The organism is Microcoleus sp. BM001215392 (genome assembly GCF_036700185.1).
In the GTDB taxonomy this organism is placed as follows: Bacteria; Cyanobacteriota; Cyanobacteriia; order Cyanobacteriales; family Microcoleaceae; genus Microcoleus.
Genome location: NZ_JAUBOJ010000123.1, coordinates 1 through 16,930 on the forward strand (window position 1 = coordinate 1; position 16,930 = coordinate 16,930).

The window sequence follows — 16,930 nt, forward strand, 5'->3', positions numbered from 1 at the left end:
TGACATCTGCGGTTTCTGTATCAATCAAAGACTTATGCAATTCAAGTCTAATGTTTTGCTACCAGGTGCGGAAAAAATTGATGAGGGTGCTAACAGCCATCGCCCGCCAAGAATTGGAGCATTTCGAGCAAGTCTACTAGCGGCCCGAACAGCGCGGGATCGCTTTGGGTTCTTTGTCAGCTTAGATGTGCCACCGTGAACCGGAGAGACTTTTGGATTGTTTGTTGGTTTGTGGTGTGATTGAACCGCGGAGTCACGAACGGCTGGGGCTGTTGGGCGAGAATTGTCCCGATCGGGAATTAGCTAAGCTTTACCGCAGTTTGATGGCGAAGGCAAGCCCGGCCATTACGGAGTTTATGGAATTTTAGCAATAACTTATTTCGATCGCCCTCTTGTGATTGAGCCGCTGGAGCAATTATTATTGCTATAAAGCCAGTTGCTGGCAACTCTCGATCCCCAACCGGTAATTTACAGTTAAAAGTTGGGTGCATTTCCACACTGTCAAATGCCAAATTTCTGTAAATTTACAGTAACCAAAGTACCCAAATAAGTATAATTTGTAACAACTAATGAGAATCCAACATCTCGATTTTTTAATTCGTTCCTGGGAAACGCGCGATCGGGCTGATGCGTTTCATTTAATTCGGGATATTTTAGCAGAGTACGGCTTGCAATGCGAACCTTACGCGGCAGATCGAGATGTCTATGATGTAGAACTGTTTTATCATACCAAAGCTGGGGAATTTTGGGTGGTAGAACGCCTAGGAGAAATAGTGGGTACGGCGGCTTACTATCCGATTGAGCGCGGAAAGAATGCTGTGGAAATTCGCAAAATGTATATTTTGCCGGGAATCAGGGGCAAAGGTTTGGGTAAATTTTTACTGAGACAATTGGAAAGTACAATCATGGCTCGCGGGTTTGATGAAATTTGGATCGAAACTGCTAGCGTGCTTAAGGAAGCTGTTCAACTGTACGAAACTAGCGGATATTTGCCGACAACGGGTGTGGAAACGTCAAGGTGCGATCGGGTTTACAAAAAAGTTATAAAATTTAATCCTGACTACGAACATCATAAAATAGGTTTGTAGTCAGGACTTTAGTCCTTCTTGATGAGGACTAAAGTCCTGACTACGAACATCATAAAATAGGTTAGTAGTCAGGACTTTAGTCCTTCTTGATGAGGACTAAAATCCTGACTACAAACATCATAAAATAGGTTTGTAGTGAGGACTTTAGTCCTTCTTGATGAGGACTAAAGTCCTGACTACGAACAGCTTTTAAATTCTTTTTTGCCGCAACGGAATCTCGATCGCAAATTCGGAACCTTCTGCCAATACAGAATTGCAGGTAAGCTCGCCACCATGTTTTTCTACGATTATAGAGTGCGAAATTGCCAATCCTAAGCCTGTGCCTTTGCCGATGGCTTTTGTGGTAAAAAATGGGTCAAACAAGCGCCGTTTTACGTTTTCGCCCATCCCGGGGCCGCTGTCAGTTATCCGGATCGCCACGCTGCTATTTTTGGTTAGTTCGGTGCGGATTGTAATTGCGAGATTTTTGCTGGTGCGATCGGGTTTATTCATCTCCATTTCCAAGGCGTCGATCGCATTGCTCAACAAATTCATAAATACTTGATTTAACTGACCCGGATAACATTCTACTAAAGGCAAGTTACCGTATTGTTTAATAATATTAATTGGCGGGCGATCTGGTTTGTTTTTGAGGCGGTTTTGCAAAATCATCAACGTGCTTTCAATGCCATCGTGAATGTCCACTTGTTTCATTTCGGCTTCGTCAAGTCTGGAGAAAGTCCGCAGGCTCAAAACAATGTCGCGGATGCGATCGGCTCCGACTTTCATAGATGATATAATTTTCGGTAAATCTTCCACAATATAATCAATTTCAAACGCTTCTCTGGCATTTAAAATTGTGGGGGTAGGCTGGGGGTATTCCTGGTGGTAAAGTTCTAGCAGTTTGAGCAAATTTTCAGTATATTCGCTGGTGTAGCTGAGATTGCCGTAGATAAAATTAACTGGATTGTTAATTTCGTGAGCGACACCTGCAACTAACTGTCCCAAACTTGACATTTTTTCACTTTGAATTAATTGAGTTTGGGTGCGCTGGAGTTGGTGCAAAGTTTGTTCTAGTTGTTGCGTTTGAGCTTGAGCTAATTCGGCTGTTGTGCGGCTTTGGGTGTACAATTCGGCGTGCTCGATCGCGATCGCAATTTGAGCGATCACTGCTTGCATCAGTTCGACTTCCGAATCGCTCCAACTTCGCACCGACAGAGCCTGATAGCAGCTAATCGTCCCTATATCGCCGGAAGCAGTATGAATGGGTAGTGACAGCACTGAGTTAACTTTTGAAGCCTGGAAAAGTTCGCGCACTTCTGCATCTTCTAAAGTGCTGACATCATCAATTTGCAGAATTTGTCGGCGCAAAATCCGCTGGACTGCGACACTAGATTGGTCGTCTACAGCATAAGTACCGAGCAAACTCGGCAAAGCTGCATTCTTGGCTTCGCAAACTATTTCCCAAACCGGAGGATTGCTGTTAGGGCGATACCAAATGAAGATGCACCAATCTAGCTGCATCAAATTGCGAATTTCTTGAACAGCGGTTTCTAAAATTGTTTCTAAATCTAAAGAATTGCGTATCTGGTTGGCAATTTGATTCAGCAGTTGTTCTCTCTGAGCTTGTTTTCTGAGAGCTTGTTCCGATCGCACTAATGTTTCTTCTGCAAGTTTGCGATGTGTTAAATCTTGGACTACTGCTTGGATAATTGTTTCATCTCCAACTTCGATGATTGTCAGCACGACTTCTGCGGGAAAATCAGTACCGTCCGAGCGCTGGTGAACCCAATCAAAACGGTGGTTTCCACGCTCTATCGCGAGAGCCATCATTTCCTTTGCCAAGCTCAAAGAGTCTCTGCCGTTGGGTTGTAAGTCCGGTGAGAATTGACCCGGATTATTGCCTAGAAATTGCTCCTTGCAAGTACAGCCAAATAGTTGTATGGTGGCTTGATTAACATCACAAATAACATTTTTATCTAACATCAAAACTGGTAAACTGGTTAATTCATAGAGCGAGCGAAATTTAGCTTCCGACTGCTGTAATGCGGCTTCTGTTAGTTTGCGATCGGTAATGTCGGCAACCATTGCCAAAGAGCCGATATAGTGCCCTTCTTTGTCTGGCAAGGGAGTAGTAGAAACCATCGTCCACAACTCGCTACCATCTCGGTGCAGCAACTTAAAATCTAGCTGTTTGCTAATTCCTTGACGGTGGCTGCTGAGAATGACTTGGGCGAGCGCGATGCCTTCTGCATCCATGAAAGCAAATAGCGACTGCCCGATCGTTTCCTCTACGGTGCAGCCTAGCATATCAGCCATTTTTTGGTTGACAAAAGTAGTTTTACCCTCTGCATCTATCATCCAAATGCCTTCATCGGCTGTTTCGACAATGCACCTGTATTTTTCCTCGCTTTCTCTCAGGGCTTCTTCTGCTAATTGGCGAGCCGTAATGTTTTGAGTCATTAGCAATCCGCCGGTGATTTCTTGGCGTTCGTTTCTGACTGGCAAAGTATAAGCGAGGTAAGTGCGATCGCCATAGGTAAATTCTGTAACAACTGTTTCTCCAGCCAGCGCCGCCCGATAATTTGGCTCGACAGCATTGCAAAAATCCGGCTCGAAGACTTCCCAGATTGTCTTGCCTTCCATCAACTCTTTGGAAAGCCCCACGGCAGCTAATTCTGTGCCTTCTACCAGGGTAAAGCGCATGGATCGATCGAACAGCATCACCGCACCGTTAGGAATGTTGCTTGCCATAGTGCGGTAGAGCTGTTCGCTTTTTTGCAGTGCTGCTTCGGCAAGTTTTCGATCGCTAATGTCAATCACCACTGCACCGAGGCCGATCGCCTCACCGCCTTTGTCTAGCAGGGGAAAATAAGAACCTGTAACGTGTTGAATAACCCCCGGATTTCTGCGATTGTCACCGCTCATCTCCATGTTAATTAAGGGAGTTTTTGTTCTCAAAATTTGTTCGTACAAAGGCTCTACCATTGGAGCGATATCTGGCAATATTTCGCTGGCAGTCTTGCCGATGTGTTCGGCAGGACTCAGAGAATTTATTTCTGCTAGAAATTGATTGATTTGCACGTACCGCAGTTGAGAGTCCAAAATGCAGAGTCCCGCCGGCGCATTCTGCAAAAAAGCATCAAATAGTGCTTGTCTCTGTGCTAATTCTTGTTCTAAGTTTTTGCGATCGCTAATGTCCCTGATGCAGCCCACACTTCCAATGATTTCGCCACGAACGTCTTTTAACAGAGAAAGTGACAACTGCGAGTCAAACTCTTCTCCAGACTTGCGCTGCATCGTAATTTCTAGGTCGCACTCGCCTGTTTCTTCTAGCTGTTGACCCACAAAGTTAGATAGTAATTCTCGCTGTTGCTGCGGATAAACTAGAGCAATATATTGACCGATTACTTCACTCTTTTCATATCCGTATAGTCTTTGAGCGTGTTTATTCCAACTGGTGATTGAGCCGCGGGCATCCGTGCAAATTACGGCTTCGCGAATTTGCTCTAAAATCTGATTTTGCAGTTGCAGTTGGGATTTTGCTTGTTCGAGCTCAGCAATTTTTTGTTGCAGTAATTCTTGATTTTTTTCCAGTTCCGCCGTCTGGTTTGCTAGCAATGTTTCTAGAGCGAAATCGCACTGCATCGGTGCTGATTCCAGCGGCTGGCTATTTTCATTATTCCCATGAAAAATTTTTTCGGCACTTAGATAAATCGCCAATTCTCCCTCTGTTTCAATTGCTTGCTCGGAAACTCGCACGGGTACAAGATTGTTGTTTTTGTGTTTGTAGGCTGCTGAGCACGGGCCCGTACAGGTGTTTTTTGCGGGAATTTCTAAATATTTTGCTCTCCCAGCGCACTCTGTTTGCAGAATTTCCCAGTAATTGAGGTTGAGAGTTTCTGCAACTGTGCAGCCTATAATACTGGCAAAAGCTGGATTTACGTCGATAAAAGTCCCATCTGTCCGGCACAATGCCAGTCCGAGCTGGCACAGTTCTAATAATTTGCTGTTGCTGCGATCGCTCCGGTCTTCTCCTAACTGGCTTTGCATCTGACGTAGCTGGCTTGGGTTATTTAATTATATATTTATTCTCTGATTTATTTTGGTGATTGTTATCACTTAGCAACAAATAAAGAAGTGCGGCAACGGATTATTTAACAGATGTTACAGATATAACGGAGCTAACGGATAGAGGGAAGTGAGGCAACGGATTTAATGGATGTAACCGATCTAACGGATAAATGCTGAGTTTGGAGGGAATAAATTCGAGGCAAGTTCGCTAACGATCTATGTACGCAATTTCACGTAAGTCTGCGGATGGAAGAGAGAGGGAAAAAGAGAGCATCGGCAAGGAAAAAGCAGTAAAAATGAACGCAGAGGAGGAAATGGGAAATGAGAATAAACCAGCCCAATCGCAAAACAAGAAGTACAAAATTGGTACAAAGACCATGAATTTATACATAATATCTTGTATCGAATATCTTCCCTCTAACCTCTTGCTTATTCCCTCTTTTAACGCGCTCGCGAAGCTTTGATCGCCTTCTTCCCTCTTGCCCCTTCTGTCTTCTCTCTTCTGTCTGCCAACTGCTTTCGGACTCAACTGTCAAGCGGTCAACTGTTCCTTCTATTAGTCGCGGGCGATACCTTCGGCTCGGGCGGCCAACTGCACTGCACCAGCGACAGCAATGGCAACTCGCTCGTCAAAAACAGATGGTATGATGTGTTCTTTGTCAAGCTGCGAAGGGCTGACTAAAGAGGCGATCGCGTAAGCTGCACCTAGATACATACTGGTCGTAATCGTGCGAGCTTTGCAGTCCAAAGCGCCTCGAAATATCCCCGGAAACGCCAAAACATTGTTAATTTGATTCGGGTAATCGCTGCGTCCGGTGGCAATAATCGCCGCATCCTCCATAATTAATTCTGGCTGAATTTCGGGAATGGGATTTGCCATGGCAAAAACGATCGGATTCTCGGCCATCGATCGCACCATCGATCGCGTGAGTACCCCGGGCGCGCTGACGCCTAAAAATACATCCGCACCGGCGATCGCATCTTCCAAAGTACCGCTCGAAGCTACAGCAAATTCGAGTTTTTCTGGGTTCATATCCGTGCGATCTTTGGAGAGGACGCCTTTGGAGTCGCACATGATGATGTTTTCGGCACCTGCTTTGCGCAACAAACGGGCGATCGCGACTCCGGCCGCACCGGCGCCGTTAATCACGATACACACTTCTGCCATTGTTTTTTTGACGAGTTTCAAGGCATTAATTAATGCTGCCAAACTGACAATTGCAGTGCCGTGCTGGTCGTCATGAAAAATCGGAATATCTAAGGTTTCTCGCAATCTTGCTTCAATTTCAAAGCAGCGAGGCGAAGAAATATCTTCGAGGTTAACACCACCAAAAACCGGGGCAATATTCTGCACGGTGCGAATAATTTCCTCGGTATCTTGAGTATTCAAACAGATAGGAAAGGCGTCTATTTTGGCAAATTCTTTAAATAGCATGGCTTTGCCTTCCATGACTGGGAGTGCGGCTTCGGGCCCGAGGTTTCCCAGTCCCAAAACTGCGCTACCGTCGGTAACAATAGCAACAGTATTTTGTTTGATTGTCAGGTTGTAAACTTGTTGGGGGTCATTGGCGATCGCAGTACAGATGCGAGCGACTCCCGGGGTGTAAGCCATTGCCAAATCTGACTGGCGTTTGAGGGAAATTTTGCTTTCTACGCTGATTTTGCCACCGCGGTGCAGGTTGAAAGTGCGATCGTACACGTCGATCACTTTGATATCCGGTAGCGCTTTGACTGCTTGGACTATTTCTTCGCTGTGATCGGTACTGTAAGCATCGACGGTGATATCGCGAACCGTACTGGCGCGGGTTTGCTCGATCAAGTCGATTTGGCCGAAGTTACCGCCTACAGAGGCGATCGCGCTGGTGACGCTAGCGAGCATTCCCGGCTGGTTCGGCAGAGCAACACGAATCGTTAAACTAAAGCTAGGGTTCGGTGTCAGTTTTACCATGATGGCTTGATTTTAGATTTGAGAATTGCAATCTTAGATTTTATCGCCCATGTTAGGTATAAAATTTAATAATTCAAATTTTCAACTGAAATTTTTAACAAATTCTCCGAACCTGAGACGCGATCGCACTATATATCCCCGTAGGGTGCGTCAGTTTCCATAGGTTTAAATAGTGTCAAAACTTGGGGCTGACGCACCCTACTAACTATATATCCCCGTAAGACTATATATCCCGTAGGGTGCGTCAGTTTCCATAAATTTAAATAGTGTCAAAACTTGGGGCTGACGCACCCTACTAACTAACGAACCTCGAACCTCGAACCTCGAACCTCGAACCTCTGTCAACTGTCTACTGAATGAACGCCTAATTCCTATTGCTGTGTTTTGAAGCGAGACACCGAGGAAATTTAGCGCGGCTTTTTGGCGGCTTTTATTGGGGAGGTAAAAAGTAGATGCACGGCTGTTTGAGCCGATCGGTAAAAATTAGATCGACTAACAAGTGGGCATTTCGTATGTATTGTGCTTGCTTGTTTAACACTTGCTTTCCGATCGCGAGTGCAACCGGGCCAACGATCAAACTACTTGCACGCTTTACCGGAGAATTCCAGCGACTGTTACTAATAGGCAATATATCCCGCGCCGACAAGAGCACAGGTTTAGGACAGCACAGCGAGTTGCTGGTTGCTAACTGTCAATTTTAGCGATCGGTCGCAGCATCCGCACAGATAATAGTAAAGATTTTGCAAGCTAGACAATCGGCGGGAACTTTTTCTAAGTTTTGCAGATCGACTGCTTGCTCGGCCTCGCTACCGGGGGGGACGATGCACAGGGCGACTTGTCCGACTCCAGCCATGAGTTCGGCAACTCGCTCCAAAATATTGTCAATTTTGGCAATTAGTTGCTCTGCTCGATCCAGACTCGGCGCGATCATGAAAAAGGTTTTGACTCCATCGGGACAAGGGGCGAAGCCGAGGGTACACTCTCGTAATAGTGCTTGAGTCGAGAGACTCAAAGGCTCGTCGAAGCGAGCGATTACTGCTTGATAAAAGGCGTGGGTCAGAGAACGATCGCCAAAAACAGGTTGAGATAACATAACTACTTCCTTTCGTAGAATTTTCGCGAGCATTAAACAGAATGTTAACATACCTTAATGTAACTGATTTAAGTAAATTATATAGCGATCGCCATCATCGATCTAATGTGATAATTTTGGGCTTGTCGGGCGATCGCCATTGTGATAAAATGTAACCTCAGTTACCGAGGCGGGTGATTTCGATCGCGCCAGCAGCAAAAGCTAAGTACAAATACATAAATTAGTTGAAAAGACTAAGTATCACATCAAAATATTAAAGATGAACTCGATCGCCCAACAGTTAAAAACAAGATTTGCAAAAGCCTTCACCTCCGCATTCGGCGAGAGTTATGCCGATACGGATCTGATGCTAGCACCTGCGAACAATCCCAACTTTGGGGATTTTCAGTGCAACGCGGCGATGAGTTTGGGGAAAAAGTTAGGCAAGCCACCGCGGGCGATCGCCTCTGCGATCGTCGAAAATCTAGATATTGCCGACATCTGCGAAACCCCAGAAATCGCCGGCCCGGGTTTTATCAATTTGAAGCTGAAACCGGCTTATTTGGAAGCGCAGATCAGGGCGATCGCCGCCGACACCCGTTTGGGGATTTCACCGACTCAAACGCCTCAGAGAATCGCGATCGACTTTTCGAGTCCGAACATCGCCAAAGAAATGCACGTCGGGCACTTGCGATCGACTATTATCGGAGATGCGATCGCCCGCACCCTCGAATTTCAAGGCCACGACGTAATCAGAATCAACCACATCGGCGACTGGGGCACCCAATTCGGAATGCTCATCGCCTACCTGCGCGAAGTGTACCCCGAAGCCCTCACAACCGCAGACGCCCTAGACTTAGGCGATTTAGTCGCATTTTACCGCCAAGCAAAACAGCGCTTTGACACAGACGAAACCTTCAAAGAAACCGCCCGCCAAGAAGTAGTAAAACTGCAAGCAGGCGCCGAAGACACCCGCCGCGCTTGGAAACTGCTGTGCGCTCAATCCCGCCGCGAATTTCAAGTCATCTACGATTTGCTAGATATCAAACTAACCGAACGCGGCGAATCGTTTTACAATCCATTATTGCCCGCAGTAGTCGAAGACTTAACCGAGTTAGGTTTGCTAGTAGAAAGCGACGGCGCCAAATGCGTATTTGTAGACGGTTTCACCAATAAAGAAGGCGAACCCCTACCGCTAATCGTCCAAAAAACCGACGGCGGCTACAACTACGCCACCACCGATTTAGCAGCAGTGCGCTACCGGATAAAAGAAGACGGCGCAAAACGCTTGATTTACGTCACAGATTCAGGACAAGCCAACCATTTTGCCCAAGTATTTGCAGTCGCCAGAAAAGCCGGTTGGATTCCCGAAGATGTCGAAATAGTTCACGTTCCCTTCGGCTTAGTGTCGGGAGAAGATGGCAAAAGATTAAAAACTCGTGGTTCAGGGGATATAGTACGATTGCAAGATTTGTTAGATGAGGCGATCGTCCGTTTCCGATCGATCCTGGACGGCATATTAGCAAAAGAAGAGCGCGAAGAAACAGCAGAATTTAAAAATCGCGTTGCACAAGTAGTTGGCATCAGCGCCGTCAAGTATGCCGATTTGAGCCACAACCGCATCAGCAATTATATGTTCAGCTACGATCAAATGCTAGCCCCCTTAGGAAATACAGCACCTTATCTGCTCTATGCTTACGTGCGCGTGCGGGGAATTGGCCGCAAAGGCGGGATTGATTTCAATAATTTAGATGCTAGCGCGCCAGTGATTTTGCAATCAGATGCCGAGTTAGTTTTAGCCAAACATTTATTGCAGTTGAGTGAAGTGATAAATGCGGTTGAGGGCGATTTATTGCCGAATCGAATCTGTCAGTATTTGTTTGAATTGAGTCAAAAGTACAATCAATTCTTTGAGCAATGTCCGGTTTTGAAAGCTGAGGAACCGCTGAGGAGTTCGCGGTTAGTTTTGTGCGACTTGACGGCGCGGACTTTGAAGTTAGGATTAGGATTGTTGGGAATTCAGGTGTTGGAGAGGATGTAATATAAAATTTGTAGTAAGGACTTTAGTCCTTATCTTATATTTCTTCTGCATCAATTCCATCCCACAGTTCAGAAAGCGGTACAGTCTGTCCTGTCATTGCTTCGTGCCATCCTTGACGAAAACACTCTTCTGCTGACTTCAGTGGTTCACTATCAGAAATAACAGTGACGCGAACTCTATGGCCAGCTAATTCTGAAGCATGGGTAAGAATTTCTTCCCATGTTCCCTCTAGTTCTAGTATTTGTGGTATCATTTTTTTGATTTTAATTTTTAACCGTTAGGACGATCGCTACCCTCTTCATCTTGTATTTCTTCAGGAATAATGGCATCATTCAACTGACTAATAATTTGGAGAATTTGCTCTACAGAAATATCCACTTGTTCAGATTTTGCATAAATACTCATCAAGAAGATTGCTGTAGGCATCTGAACGTAATATATTAGTCGATAGCCAGCACTTTTGCCCTTTTTGATATCGCTGTTTTTGACCCGCACCTTAAACACAATATCATTAATTCCCGGTATTCGATTTCCCGGCAATTCTCCAGCTTGAAGTTGTTCAACAATCGGCTGAACGTCAGAGCGAATGTGGCGGTACTTTTTCGACAGTGCGCGTAAATTGCGCTTAAATTCATCGGCAAAGTATACCTTAATTGAAGAAGACTCACTCTGCATCAATACCTTCCCACAGTTCCGATACAGGTCTAGTTTTTCCTGTCTTGATTTCCAGCCATGCTTGCCGAAAGCTTTCTTCTGGAGATGGGAGTGCTTCTTCATCTTCGTTAGCAAGAACCACGATCCGGACTCTGCGGCCGGCAAATTTGGCTGATTGCGCTAAAATTTCTTCCCAGGTTCCCTCTAGTTCTAACACTTTTGCTGTCATTGCTTTTACTTTTTTAAAGAGTTGGATTTAGTTAATTGTAGCGCATTTCTAAAATCGAACATTTACAGTTTTTGATTAATAGTCAAGCTTTCCAAAATATCTTTAAACATCTTTACAGCAATCTGGCGATGATTATCTCTCACAAAAATTTCAAAATTAGGACTAGAATTAATTTCAATTAACCAATATTCCCCATTTGTATCTAAGGCGATATCAAACCCGCCGTAATTAATCTGAATCTCTTCAAAAACAGGGCGAACAAAATTTTCAATTTCCGAAATAATCTCTGAGTCGGTAATATGCTTGGCTTTTGCTCCCTCCCAGTGCAGCGGGCTTAAATTCCCCGCAAATTTAGCATCTGATTTATCTTTTTCATACAGCAAAACCAGCTTGTGATTGAAAAAAACCGCCCGATATTCGTGTCGGATATCAATGTACTCTTGAGCTAGACAAACATAGTCATAATTTTTGCTATTGACATTAAATACAATTTCAATCGCGGCTTGAACTTGCTCCTTCGTTTCACAAAGCAATACATTGTTTCCAGCCGAACCGCGATTTCTTTTCACAATCACAGGAAGCGAAAATGTTTTGCTCACTTCGGCTGCAATTTCTGCACAATCTTTAAACTCTAAATATTTGTGATACTTTTCCTCGCAAAAAGGCGATAGAAATCCTAGAGTTTGAGGAGTTTGAATCTTGCCTTTTAGCAAGTGATACGTATATTCTTTGTCTTTAAATATGTGTACGATTTGCTCGTTGTTGAACGGCATACTGAAATTAACAAAATAATAGTCTTGACCGTTCAGGTTAATTCTAACTAAGTTTTGGTTGGGCGCGAGGATTTCATAACTGATATTTAACTCTTGACAAGCTTCGAGAACCAGACTGATATTTGTCTGCATAATTTGCACAGTATATTTGTTTATAACTTGCGCGCGCCACTCCACAAACCGGGTTTCATCGTCTATTTTTCGTCACTGTTCGCAAAACTCGTAGAAACCCGGTTTCTAGCCACCATGCGTAAGCCCTGATTTTTTTCATTCATACTGTACCACAGCAGGAAGCAATCAGACCAAAAGGGCGATGGCTCTTGGCAGAACAACCATATACCCCTCATGGTGCTACTGCTTCATCCGAGCCTGCTTCTTCTGGCAAAACATAAAAATCAACATCAATTCCCGCATTCAATTGATCTACCTTTTCAACGATACTTTTATCAAAATGAATCGCTGGTACACTGCCACTTTTGTAATAAATGACGCAAGAAATCTCGGCTTTACAATGCTTACACAACTCTACCAAAGATAGCCATCCCGGTTGAAGTTGTTCCATCACAGATTTAATGTGAGATTCTAAGTCGTCCGACTTGCTAAGTTGAGAATCTACTCTCCAGCCATTATACTTTTTGCGGATAGTAGCCTTTGAGTGAATTAAGTCGCCAATTTTCCAAGTTTTAGTTGGTTTGATGCCCACTTTTTCTGTTACCTCTTCTGGAGATAAGTCATTGCCAATTAAGGCAAAATAAGCGTAAATCTCTGATTCCATTTTCAGACTCCTATTTAATGTGATTAGAAATCATTAATGTTTATATCTGTTGGTTCGCCCGGACTCATGCCGCCTTTAGGTTTGACGTAGATGTTTCCATCTCTGTCTTTGTAAAGGTCTTTTTTAGAAGCGTTTTCTTCATTTTTGATTTCGTGGATGTCAACTCCTCCTATTTTCAATTTCTCAATCTCCTGCTTGGTAAGCAGCTTGTCTTGTCTCCAGTTTCGCTCTTCTTCGCTATTCCCTGATATTATTTCCGCCATTCCTGACACCAAAAAAAGCTGAGATTCGAGAATCTCTCTCGAATATCAAATTCACTCAAATTCTATCCGAACAACCGCTGCTGACCGTTTGCCGCCTCTTTCCCGGCATAAATTTCGCGGGTTCCCTTGGGAATGTAAATCCAGTCAAACTCTTGCAAGCGGTTGGTCAAATTGGAAATGCTCACTCCCAATTCATCTCTCATTTTGTATAAATGCGACCACTTGGTTAAATCCCGTCCCTGTCTTTTTTCCTCCAAAATACATCGAGGCATTAACAAGCAACTTGCAAAATATTGGGCTTGCCATTCGATCGACAAAACCTTATTATCAGCACCCGCGCCCCGACACACAAACGGTTCCTCGACATCCTGGGCTGTTTTTTCTGTATCGCCCAGGTTGAGTTCCAACTGTTTTACAGTCCCGTCTGCTTCGTCTTGATTGACGTGCAGCACCCAGTGGCCGATTTCGTGGGCGATCGTCGATTCGATGAACCCCGGCGGTTTTTCGAGAATCAATTCGTTGATTTCGATTAATCGCTGCTGGGGCAAAATCCTGGCGGCGATCGCACCTTCGGAGTCCGGTTCAATGCAGTCCCAGACTACGCCCAAGTCCAGAAAATCAGCCACCGTTGTCGCTTCAAAAGGCCATTTCGGAGCAAAATTTTGCGTTTTCTGCATCTGCATCAGGATGTCATTTGCCAAACGCTCGATCGATTCTTTGGGATAGAAGCAATACGGTTTAAAAATACTCACTGTGATAGGCCTCTGTTACGCTTCAAAAGATTGTTTGAGCCAATCTGGATTTTCTTGCATCCGCCGGAAAAGAGCCTGCATTTCCTTCGGATTCTGCTTCAGCAGCGCTTCGTACTGCTGAGGCAGTCTCCCCGCCAGAAAAATCAATTCCTCTTCGTTGATGTCGAGATTCCGCGCTAATGCTCGGATTACATCCTCTTTTGGCGCATAATCGGCGCGATCGTTCTCCAACTTCGACAAATAAGTAAAATCCACACTTAACATACCCGCTAGCTCACGTTGTGAGTAAGCTTTGTCCTTGCGAGCTTGACGGATCAGTCTTCCAAATGTTTGTTCCACGGTTTTTCGCCTCCTGACAGGCATTCTAGCCTGTTTTGATCAAAAGTTCAACAAAATACTTGACGGGAAAATCAACGCGCGCTACTATGAGGTTAGTTGATGCTTTAGTCAACTAACTTAACCGTACGGGTATGGTTAGGAGTGCAAATTAGCCCAGCTAAGACACTATATATAGCGTCATTAACTTTAGAGGAGCGATCGGTGCTGGGCGTCAAAACGCTTGTACGCAGCAAATTAAGGAGGAACAGATAGCAAATGCTGAGAACCTGGACAGACACGCATTACAAGCTCGAAGACGATGACTGGCTATACATCGCCACCCACGAAGAACAAAGCTCGGCCTCACTTGTTTGTCCGGGCTACGCACGGGATGGCGAAGGCTTCAGCATCCACTTCACCCCAGCCCACTTAGAAACATTAGAGCATTTGCTCACCGCGCTGCGAATTATTCAAGCTCAACAAGAGGCGATGCTTGATTACACATATCCAGAACCAAAAGCCACAACACATCTCATTCGGTAATCGGAAGGGGAGAGGGGAAGTTCGGCAACGGATTGTGTAACGGATGTAACGGATGTAACGGATTACGAATTACCGATTTCCAATTACCAATTACCGATTCCCAATTGTCAGTAAATCAATAAATAACCAAGGAAAAACGAACAATGACTACCACAAAAGAAAGACCTACATTTTCAGTATTTGGAGCCAAACCAACCAATGCTTTGCTAGTACCAGAAATTCCGATCGCAGTTCGCAACAATTGCCAGTCAGGCCAATGGGCGATCGGTGACACAGACTACGGTTCCAAGTGTTCGATTACCATCCTCAAATTTGCCAAATTCTTCGGTTCCCTCGGTCAAACTTCCCACACACTTTGGGGTCAACTTTGGTTCGTCGCAGAAAGCGGCGAACTGCCCCAAGGAGTTGTCATGGTGACCTACATCAAAAACCGCAGTTTGAACGATTTTAACCGTTTAGTCGCATCAGTTCAATCACGCGGCGTAGAGCCAGCCACCGGAATTTTTGTTCCTGAATTTGTCAAACATTCCGGTCAAAAACCCGACGACAGCGGAGTAGTAAAACCGATCAATTACTACAGTTTAAAATGGTCGTGGATGGAGCGGAAAGACTGGGGAGTTATCGATCAAGCAGCAGCAGTTTTATCCGATCCGAGCAATCAATCGCGGATGATTGACTTGGAAGGAACCAGGGCTATGATTTGTTTAGATAACCTACCAGCAGCACAAGTTGCGTCCTTGATGGCCGCTCACGCCAACGGTGAAAGCGAGGCTATTGCTTTGAATTCAAATGGTAATATTTCCCTACCATCAGCGGAAGACAGAGCAACTGCTGACTTGTTCTAATTTTGTGGAAAAGGCGCGATTAAATCGCGCCTTTTTCGTAACTGTGACAGCGAAGAGTAAAATGAAGAAATTAACGAAAATCAAAACCAAACCAAACCTGCAAGAAAGCCGTTTGCGAGAAAATTGCGAGCTACTCGACCAAATTCGGGCAGATACAGTTAACGACATCGAAAGTCTCACCGAAGACTTCCAGCACATGAGTGTAGTTGCCGAATCTATCCGGCGAAATTACCAAGCTTTGCTCTCGGAAAATCAACTGCTTAAAGACACACTTGTAAGTATAGTTGACGATTGCGAGTGCTGGCAAGCCAATCGGTGCGATCGCTGTAAAAAAATTCTCAAATCTCTTGAGAGCAATCATCCAAACTTCCCACCAAATGCAGCCAAAAAATATCGCTCTATTCTCAGCCAACTCCGGAACTTAGGATAGTTAAACACGTCTGAGTAACAAGGTCTCGAAAAGTTTGAATCAGGAGCAACAAGCATTATGACATTAGCAACTGCCAAAGATAGCAAAGCCAAAATTTTGCAAAACTTTCAGCAGATTTTAGCAGAAAAGAAAAAGATTGAATCTAAAGTCGAAACGAAAGAACAGTCAGCCGAAAAAGCTAAAAACAAACAACTCCTCGAAGTCGCCTCTACCTACACAATTGACAGCATTGTTAAAGGCTTGGCAGACTTACAATTAGATTTCGGCAGCATCACCAGCGGACTTTCCGAAAAACTGAAGGCGGAATCTGCAAAATTAGATGAGTTAAAAAAGGCGATCGACATTGAAGCTGAACAATTACAGGAGTTGCAGCAAATTCGAGTTGTAGCGGACGCCCTCCACATTTTAACTCAAGAGCATCAAGAAAAATTGACTGTACTCGAACAAAATGCCGCGAACCAGCGCGAAGTTATCGAAAAAGACATGACCCAAAAACGCAAGACTTGGGGGAAAGAACAGCAAGAATTTGACACCGTAGTTGCAGAGAAAACTGCATTCACCACTAAACAGCGCCAGCAGGAAGCCGCAGATTATCAATACGAATTGCAGCGCGATCGCAAAATTGAAACCGACGAATACGAAGAAACGAAGCGCAAACTAGAACGGGAATTGCAAGAGTCTACCCGCGAAAAAGATAAAAACTGGGCAGAAAGAGAAAAAATCCTCAGCGACAATCAAGCGGAGTTTGAAAAGAATCAAACTAAAGCTGCTGGATTTGAAGAAGAACTCAAACAGGCTTACATCAAAGCCAAAGAAGAAGCAATTCAAGAAGTTTCCCGCGAAGCTAAAGTCAAGGCAGATTTGGCAGATAAAGAATGGGAAGGAAGCAAGCAGGGATATGAATTGAAAGTACAATCTTTACAGCAAACTATGGCGCGTCAAACTGAACAAATCGCCGAAATTTCTGCGCAACTCCAAGCTACGATGAAGCAAGCACAAGATTTGGCAATGAAAGCTTTTGCGAGCAAAGCTTAAAGACTACTCGGCGGTTGAAACCGCGACTAAACAAACGAAGTCTGCCTCCGCAGACTAGGGAGCATCTCAGTTTTGATTTTATAGTGCGAGCGTCCCCGCTCGCGATCTATC

General features: G+C 44.7%; 20 protein-coding genes. 9 read left to right on the forward strand and 11 right to left on the reverse strand.

Features of this window, described 5'->3' with window-relative positions; genetic code table 11:
• The 3 genes from QT974_RS15110 to QT974_RS15120 all read left to right on the forward strand — a co-directional run.
• Window positions 1-199, forward strand: a 199-nt coding sequence (locus QT974_RS15110) for a hypothetical protein (protein ID WP_333469286.1), incomplete at its 5' end; no start/stop codon positions are given.
• Window positions 200-236: 37 nt separating this feature from the next.
• A complete protein-coding gene (miaE, locus tag QT974_RS15115; RefSeq protein ID WP_333469287.1) occupies window positions 237-368 on the forward strand; it encodes a tRNA isopentenyl-2-thiomethyl-A-37 hydroxylase MiaE in 132 nt (43 codons plus the stop codon).
• A 201-nt stretch (window positions 369-569) separates the two neighbouring features.
• Window positions 570-1,088 carry a GNAT family N-acetyltransferase gene (locus QT974_RS15120; protein WP_333469288.1) on the forward strand — a complete coding sequence of 173 codons (519 nt, stop codon included), beginning with the start codon at window positions 570-572 and terminating at the stop codon, window positions 1,086-1,088.
• Between the two features lie 189 nt (window positions 1,089-1,277).
• Here QT974_RS15120 and QT974_RS15125 read toward each other — a convergent pair whose 3' ends face one another.
• Window positions 1,278-5,120, reverse strand: coding sequence for a PAS domain S-box protein (locus QT974_RS15125; RefSeq protein ID WP_333469289.1), 3,843 nt, complete (start codon window positions 5,118-5,120; stop codon window positions 1,278-1,280).
• A gap of 239 nt (window positions 5,121-5,359) precedes the next feature.
• Here QT974_RS15125 and QT974_RS15130 point away from each other — a divergent pair, with 239 nt between their 5' ends.
• Window positions 5,360-5,605: a hypothetical protein gene (locus QT974_RS15130; RefSeq protein WP_333469290.1), complete on the forward strand. Its 246-nt coding sequence runs from the start codon at window positions 5,360-5,362 to the stop codon at window positions 5,603-5,605.
• A 92-nt stretch (window positions 5,606-5,697) separates the two neighbouring features.
• Here the strand turns inward: QT974_RS15130 and QT974_RS15135 are convergent, their stop codons facing one another.
• Both QT974_RS15135 and QT974_RS15140 read right to left on the reverse strand, forming a co-directional pair.
• The gene (locus QT974_RS15135; RefSeq protein WP_333469291.1) at window positions 5,698-7,089 is read right to left on the reverse strand and encodes a malic enzyme-like NAD(P)-binding protein; all 1,392 of its coding nucleotides are present in this window, start codon (window positions 7,087-7,089) and stop codon (window positions 5,698-5,700) included.
• 697 nt (window positions 7,090-7,786) lie between these two features.
• Window positions 7,787-8,182, reverse strand: coding sequence for a hypothetical protein (locus QT974_RS15140; RefSeq protein ID WP_333469292.1), 396 nt, complete (start codon window positions 8,180-8,182; stop codon window positions 7,787-7,789).
• A gap of 259 nt (window positions 8,183-8,441) precedes the next feature.
• On the opposite strand from QT974_RS15140, the gene argS reads away from it, so the two are divergent.
• Window positions 8,442-10,202, forward strand: coding sequence for an arginine--tRNA ligase (gene argS / locus QT974_RS15145; RefSeq protein WP_333469293.1), 1,761 nt, complete (start codon window positions 8,442-8,444; stop codon window positions 10,200-10,202).
• Between the two features lie 34 nt (window positions 10,203-10,236).
• Here argS and QT974_RS15150 read toward each other — a convergent pair whose 3' ends face one another.
• The 8 genes from QT974_RS15150 to QT974_RS15185 all read right to left on the reverse strand — a co-directional run bounded on the left by QT974_RS15150 (window position 10,237) and on the right by QT974_RS15185 (window position 13,987).
• Window positions 10,237-10,455, reverse strand: a complete 219-nt coding sequence (locus QT974_RS15150; RefSeq protein ID WP_333469294.1) for a hypothetical protein — start codon at window positions 10,453-10,455, stop codon at window positions 10,237-10,239.
• 17 nt (window positions 10,456-10,472) lie between these two features.
• On the reverse strand, window positions 10,473-10,877 hold the full coding sequence (locus tag QT974_RS15155; protein WP_333469295.1) for a type II toxin-antitoxin system RelE/ParE family toxin: 405 nt from the start codon (window positions 10,875-10,877) through the stop codon (window positions 10,473-10,475).
• Complete coding sequence (locus QT974_RS15160) at window positions 10,867-11,085, reverse strand: hypothetical protein (RefSeq protein ID WP_333469297.1); 219 nt, start codon at window positions 11,083-11,085, stop codon at window positions 10,867-10,869. The genes QT974_RS15155 and QT974_RS15160 overlap by 11 nt, the downstream gene beginning before the upstream one ends.
• A 62-nt stretch (window positions 11,086-11,147) precedes the next feature.
• Window positions 11,148-11,990, reverse strand: coding sequence for an ATP-grasp domain-containing protein (locus QT974_RS15165; protein ID WP_333469298.1), 843 nt, complete (start codon window positions 11,988-11,990; stop codon window positions 11,148-11,150).
• A 211-nt stretch (window positions 11,991-12,201) separates the two neighbouring features.
• Window positions 12,202-12,633, reverse strand: a complete 432-nt coding sequence (locus QT974_RS15170) for a DUF4279 domain-containing protein (RefSeq protein ID WP_333469299.1) — start codon at window positions 12,631-12,633, stop codon at window positions 12,202-12,204.
• A gap of 23 nt (window positions 12,634-12,656) precedes the next feature.
• The gene (locus tag QT974_RS15175; RefSeq protein ID WP_333469300.1) at window positions 12,657-12,896 is read right to left on the reverse strand and encodes a polymorphic toxin type 33 domain-containing protein; all 240 of its coding nucleotides are present in this window, start codon (window positions 12,894-12,896) and stop codon (window positions 12,657-12,659) included.
• Between the two features lie 62 nt (window positions 12,897-12,958).
• Window positions 12,959-13,648 carry an ImmA/IrrE family metallo-endopeptidase gene (locus QT974_RS15180; protein WP_333469301.1) on the reverse strand — a complete coding sequence of 230 codons (690 nt, stop codon included), beginning with the start codon at window positions 13,646-13,648 and terminating at the stop codon, window positions 12,959-12,961.
• Window positions 13,649-13,663: 15 nt separating this feature from the next.
• The gene (locus QT974_RS15185) at window positions 13,664-13,987 is read right to left on the reverse strand and encodes a helix-turn-helix domain-containing protein (protein ID WP_293262723.1); all 324 of its coding nucleotides are present in this window, start codon (window positions 13,985-13,987) and stop codon (window positions 13,664-13,666) included.
• Window positions 13,988-14,242: 255 nt separating this feature from the next.
• Between QT974_RS15185 and QT974_RS15190 the strand changes: the two genes are divergently transcribed.
• The 4 genes from QT974_RS15190 (at window position 14,243) to QT974_RS15205 (ending at window position 16,819) form a co-directional block, all read left to right on the forward strand.
• Window positions 14,243-14,509, forward strand: coding sequence for a hypothetical protein (locus QT974_RS15190; protein WP_333469302.1), 267 nt, complete (start codon window positions 14,243-14,245; stop codon window positions 14,507-14,509).
• 143 nt (window positions 14,510-14,652) lie between these two features.
• A complete protein-coding gene (locus QT974_RS15195; RefSeq protein ID WP_333469303.1) occupies window positions 14,653-15,354 on the forward strand; it encodes a hypothetical protein in 702 nt (233 codons plus the stop codon).
• 61 nt (window positions 15,355-15,415) lie between these two features.
• Entirely contained in the window at window positions 15,416-15,784 is a 369-nt protein-coding gene (locus QT974_RS15200; RefSeq protein ID WP_333469304.1) for a hypothetical protein, read from the forward strand.
• A gap of 57 nt (window positions 15,785-15,841) precedes the next feature.
• Window positions 15,842-16,819 carry a hypothetical protein gene (locus tag QT974_RS15205; protein ID WP_333469305.1) on the forward strand — a complete coding sequence of 326 codons (978 nt, stop codon included), beginning with the start codon at window positions 15,842-15,844 and terminating at the stop codon, window positions 16,817-16,819.
• The last annotated feature ends 111 nt before the right edge of the window (window positions 16,820-16,930 follow it).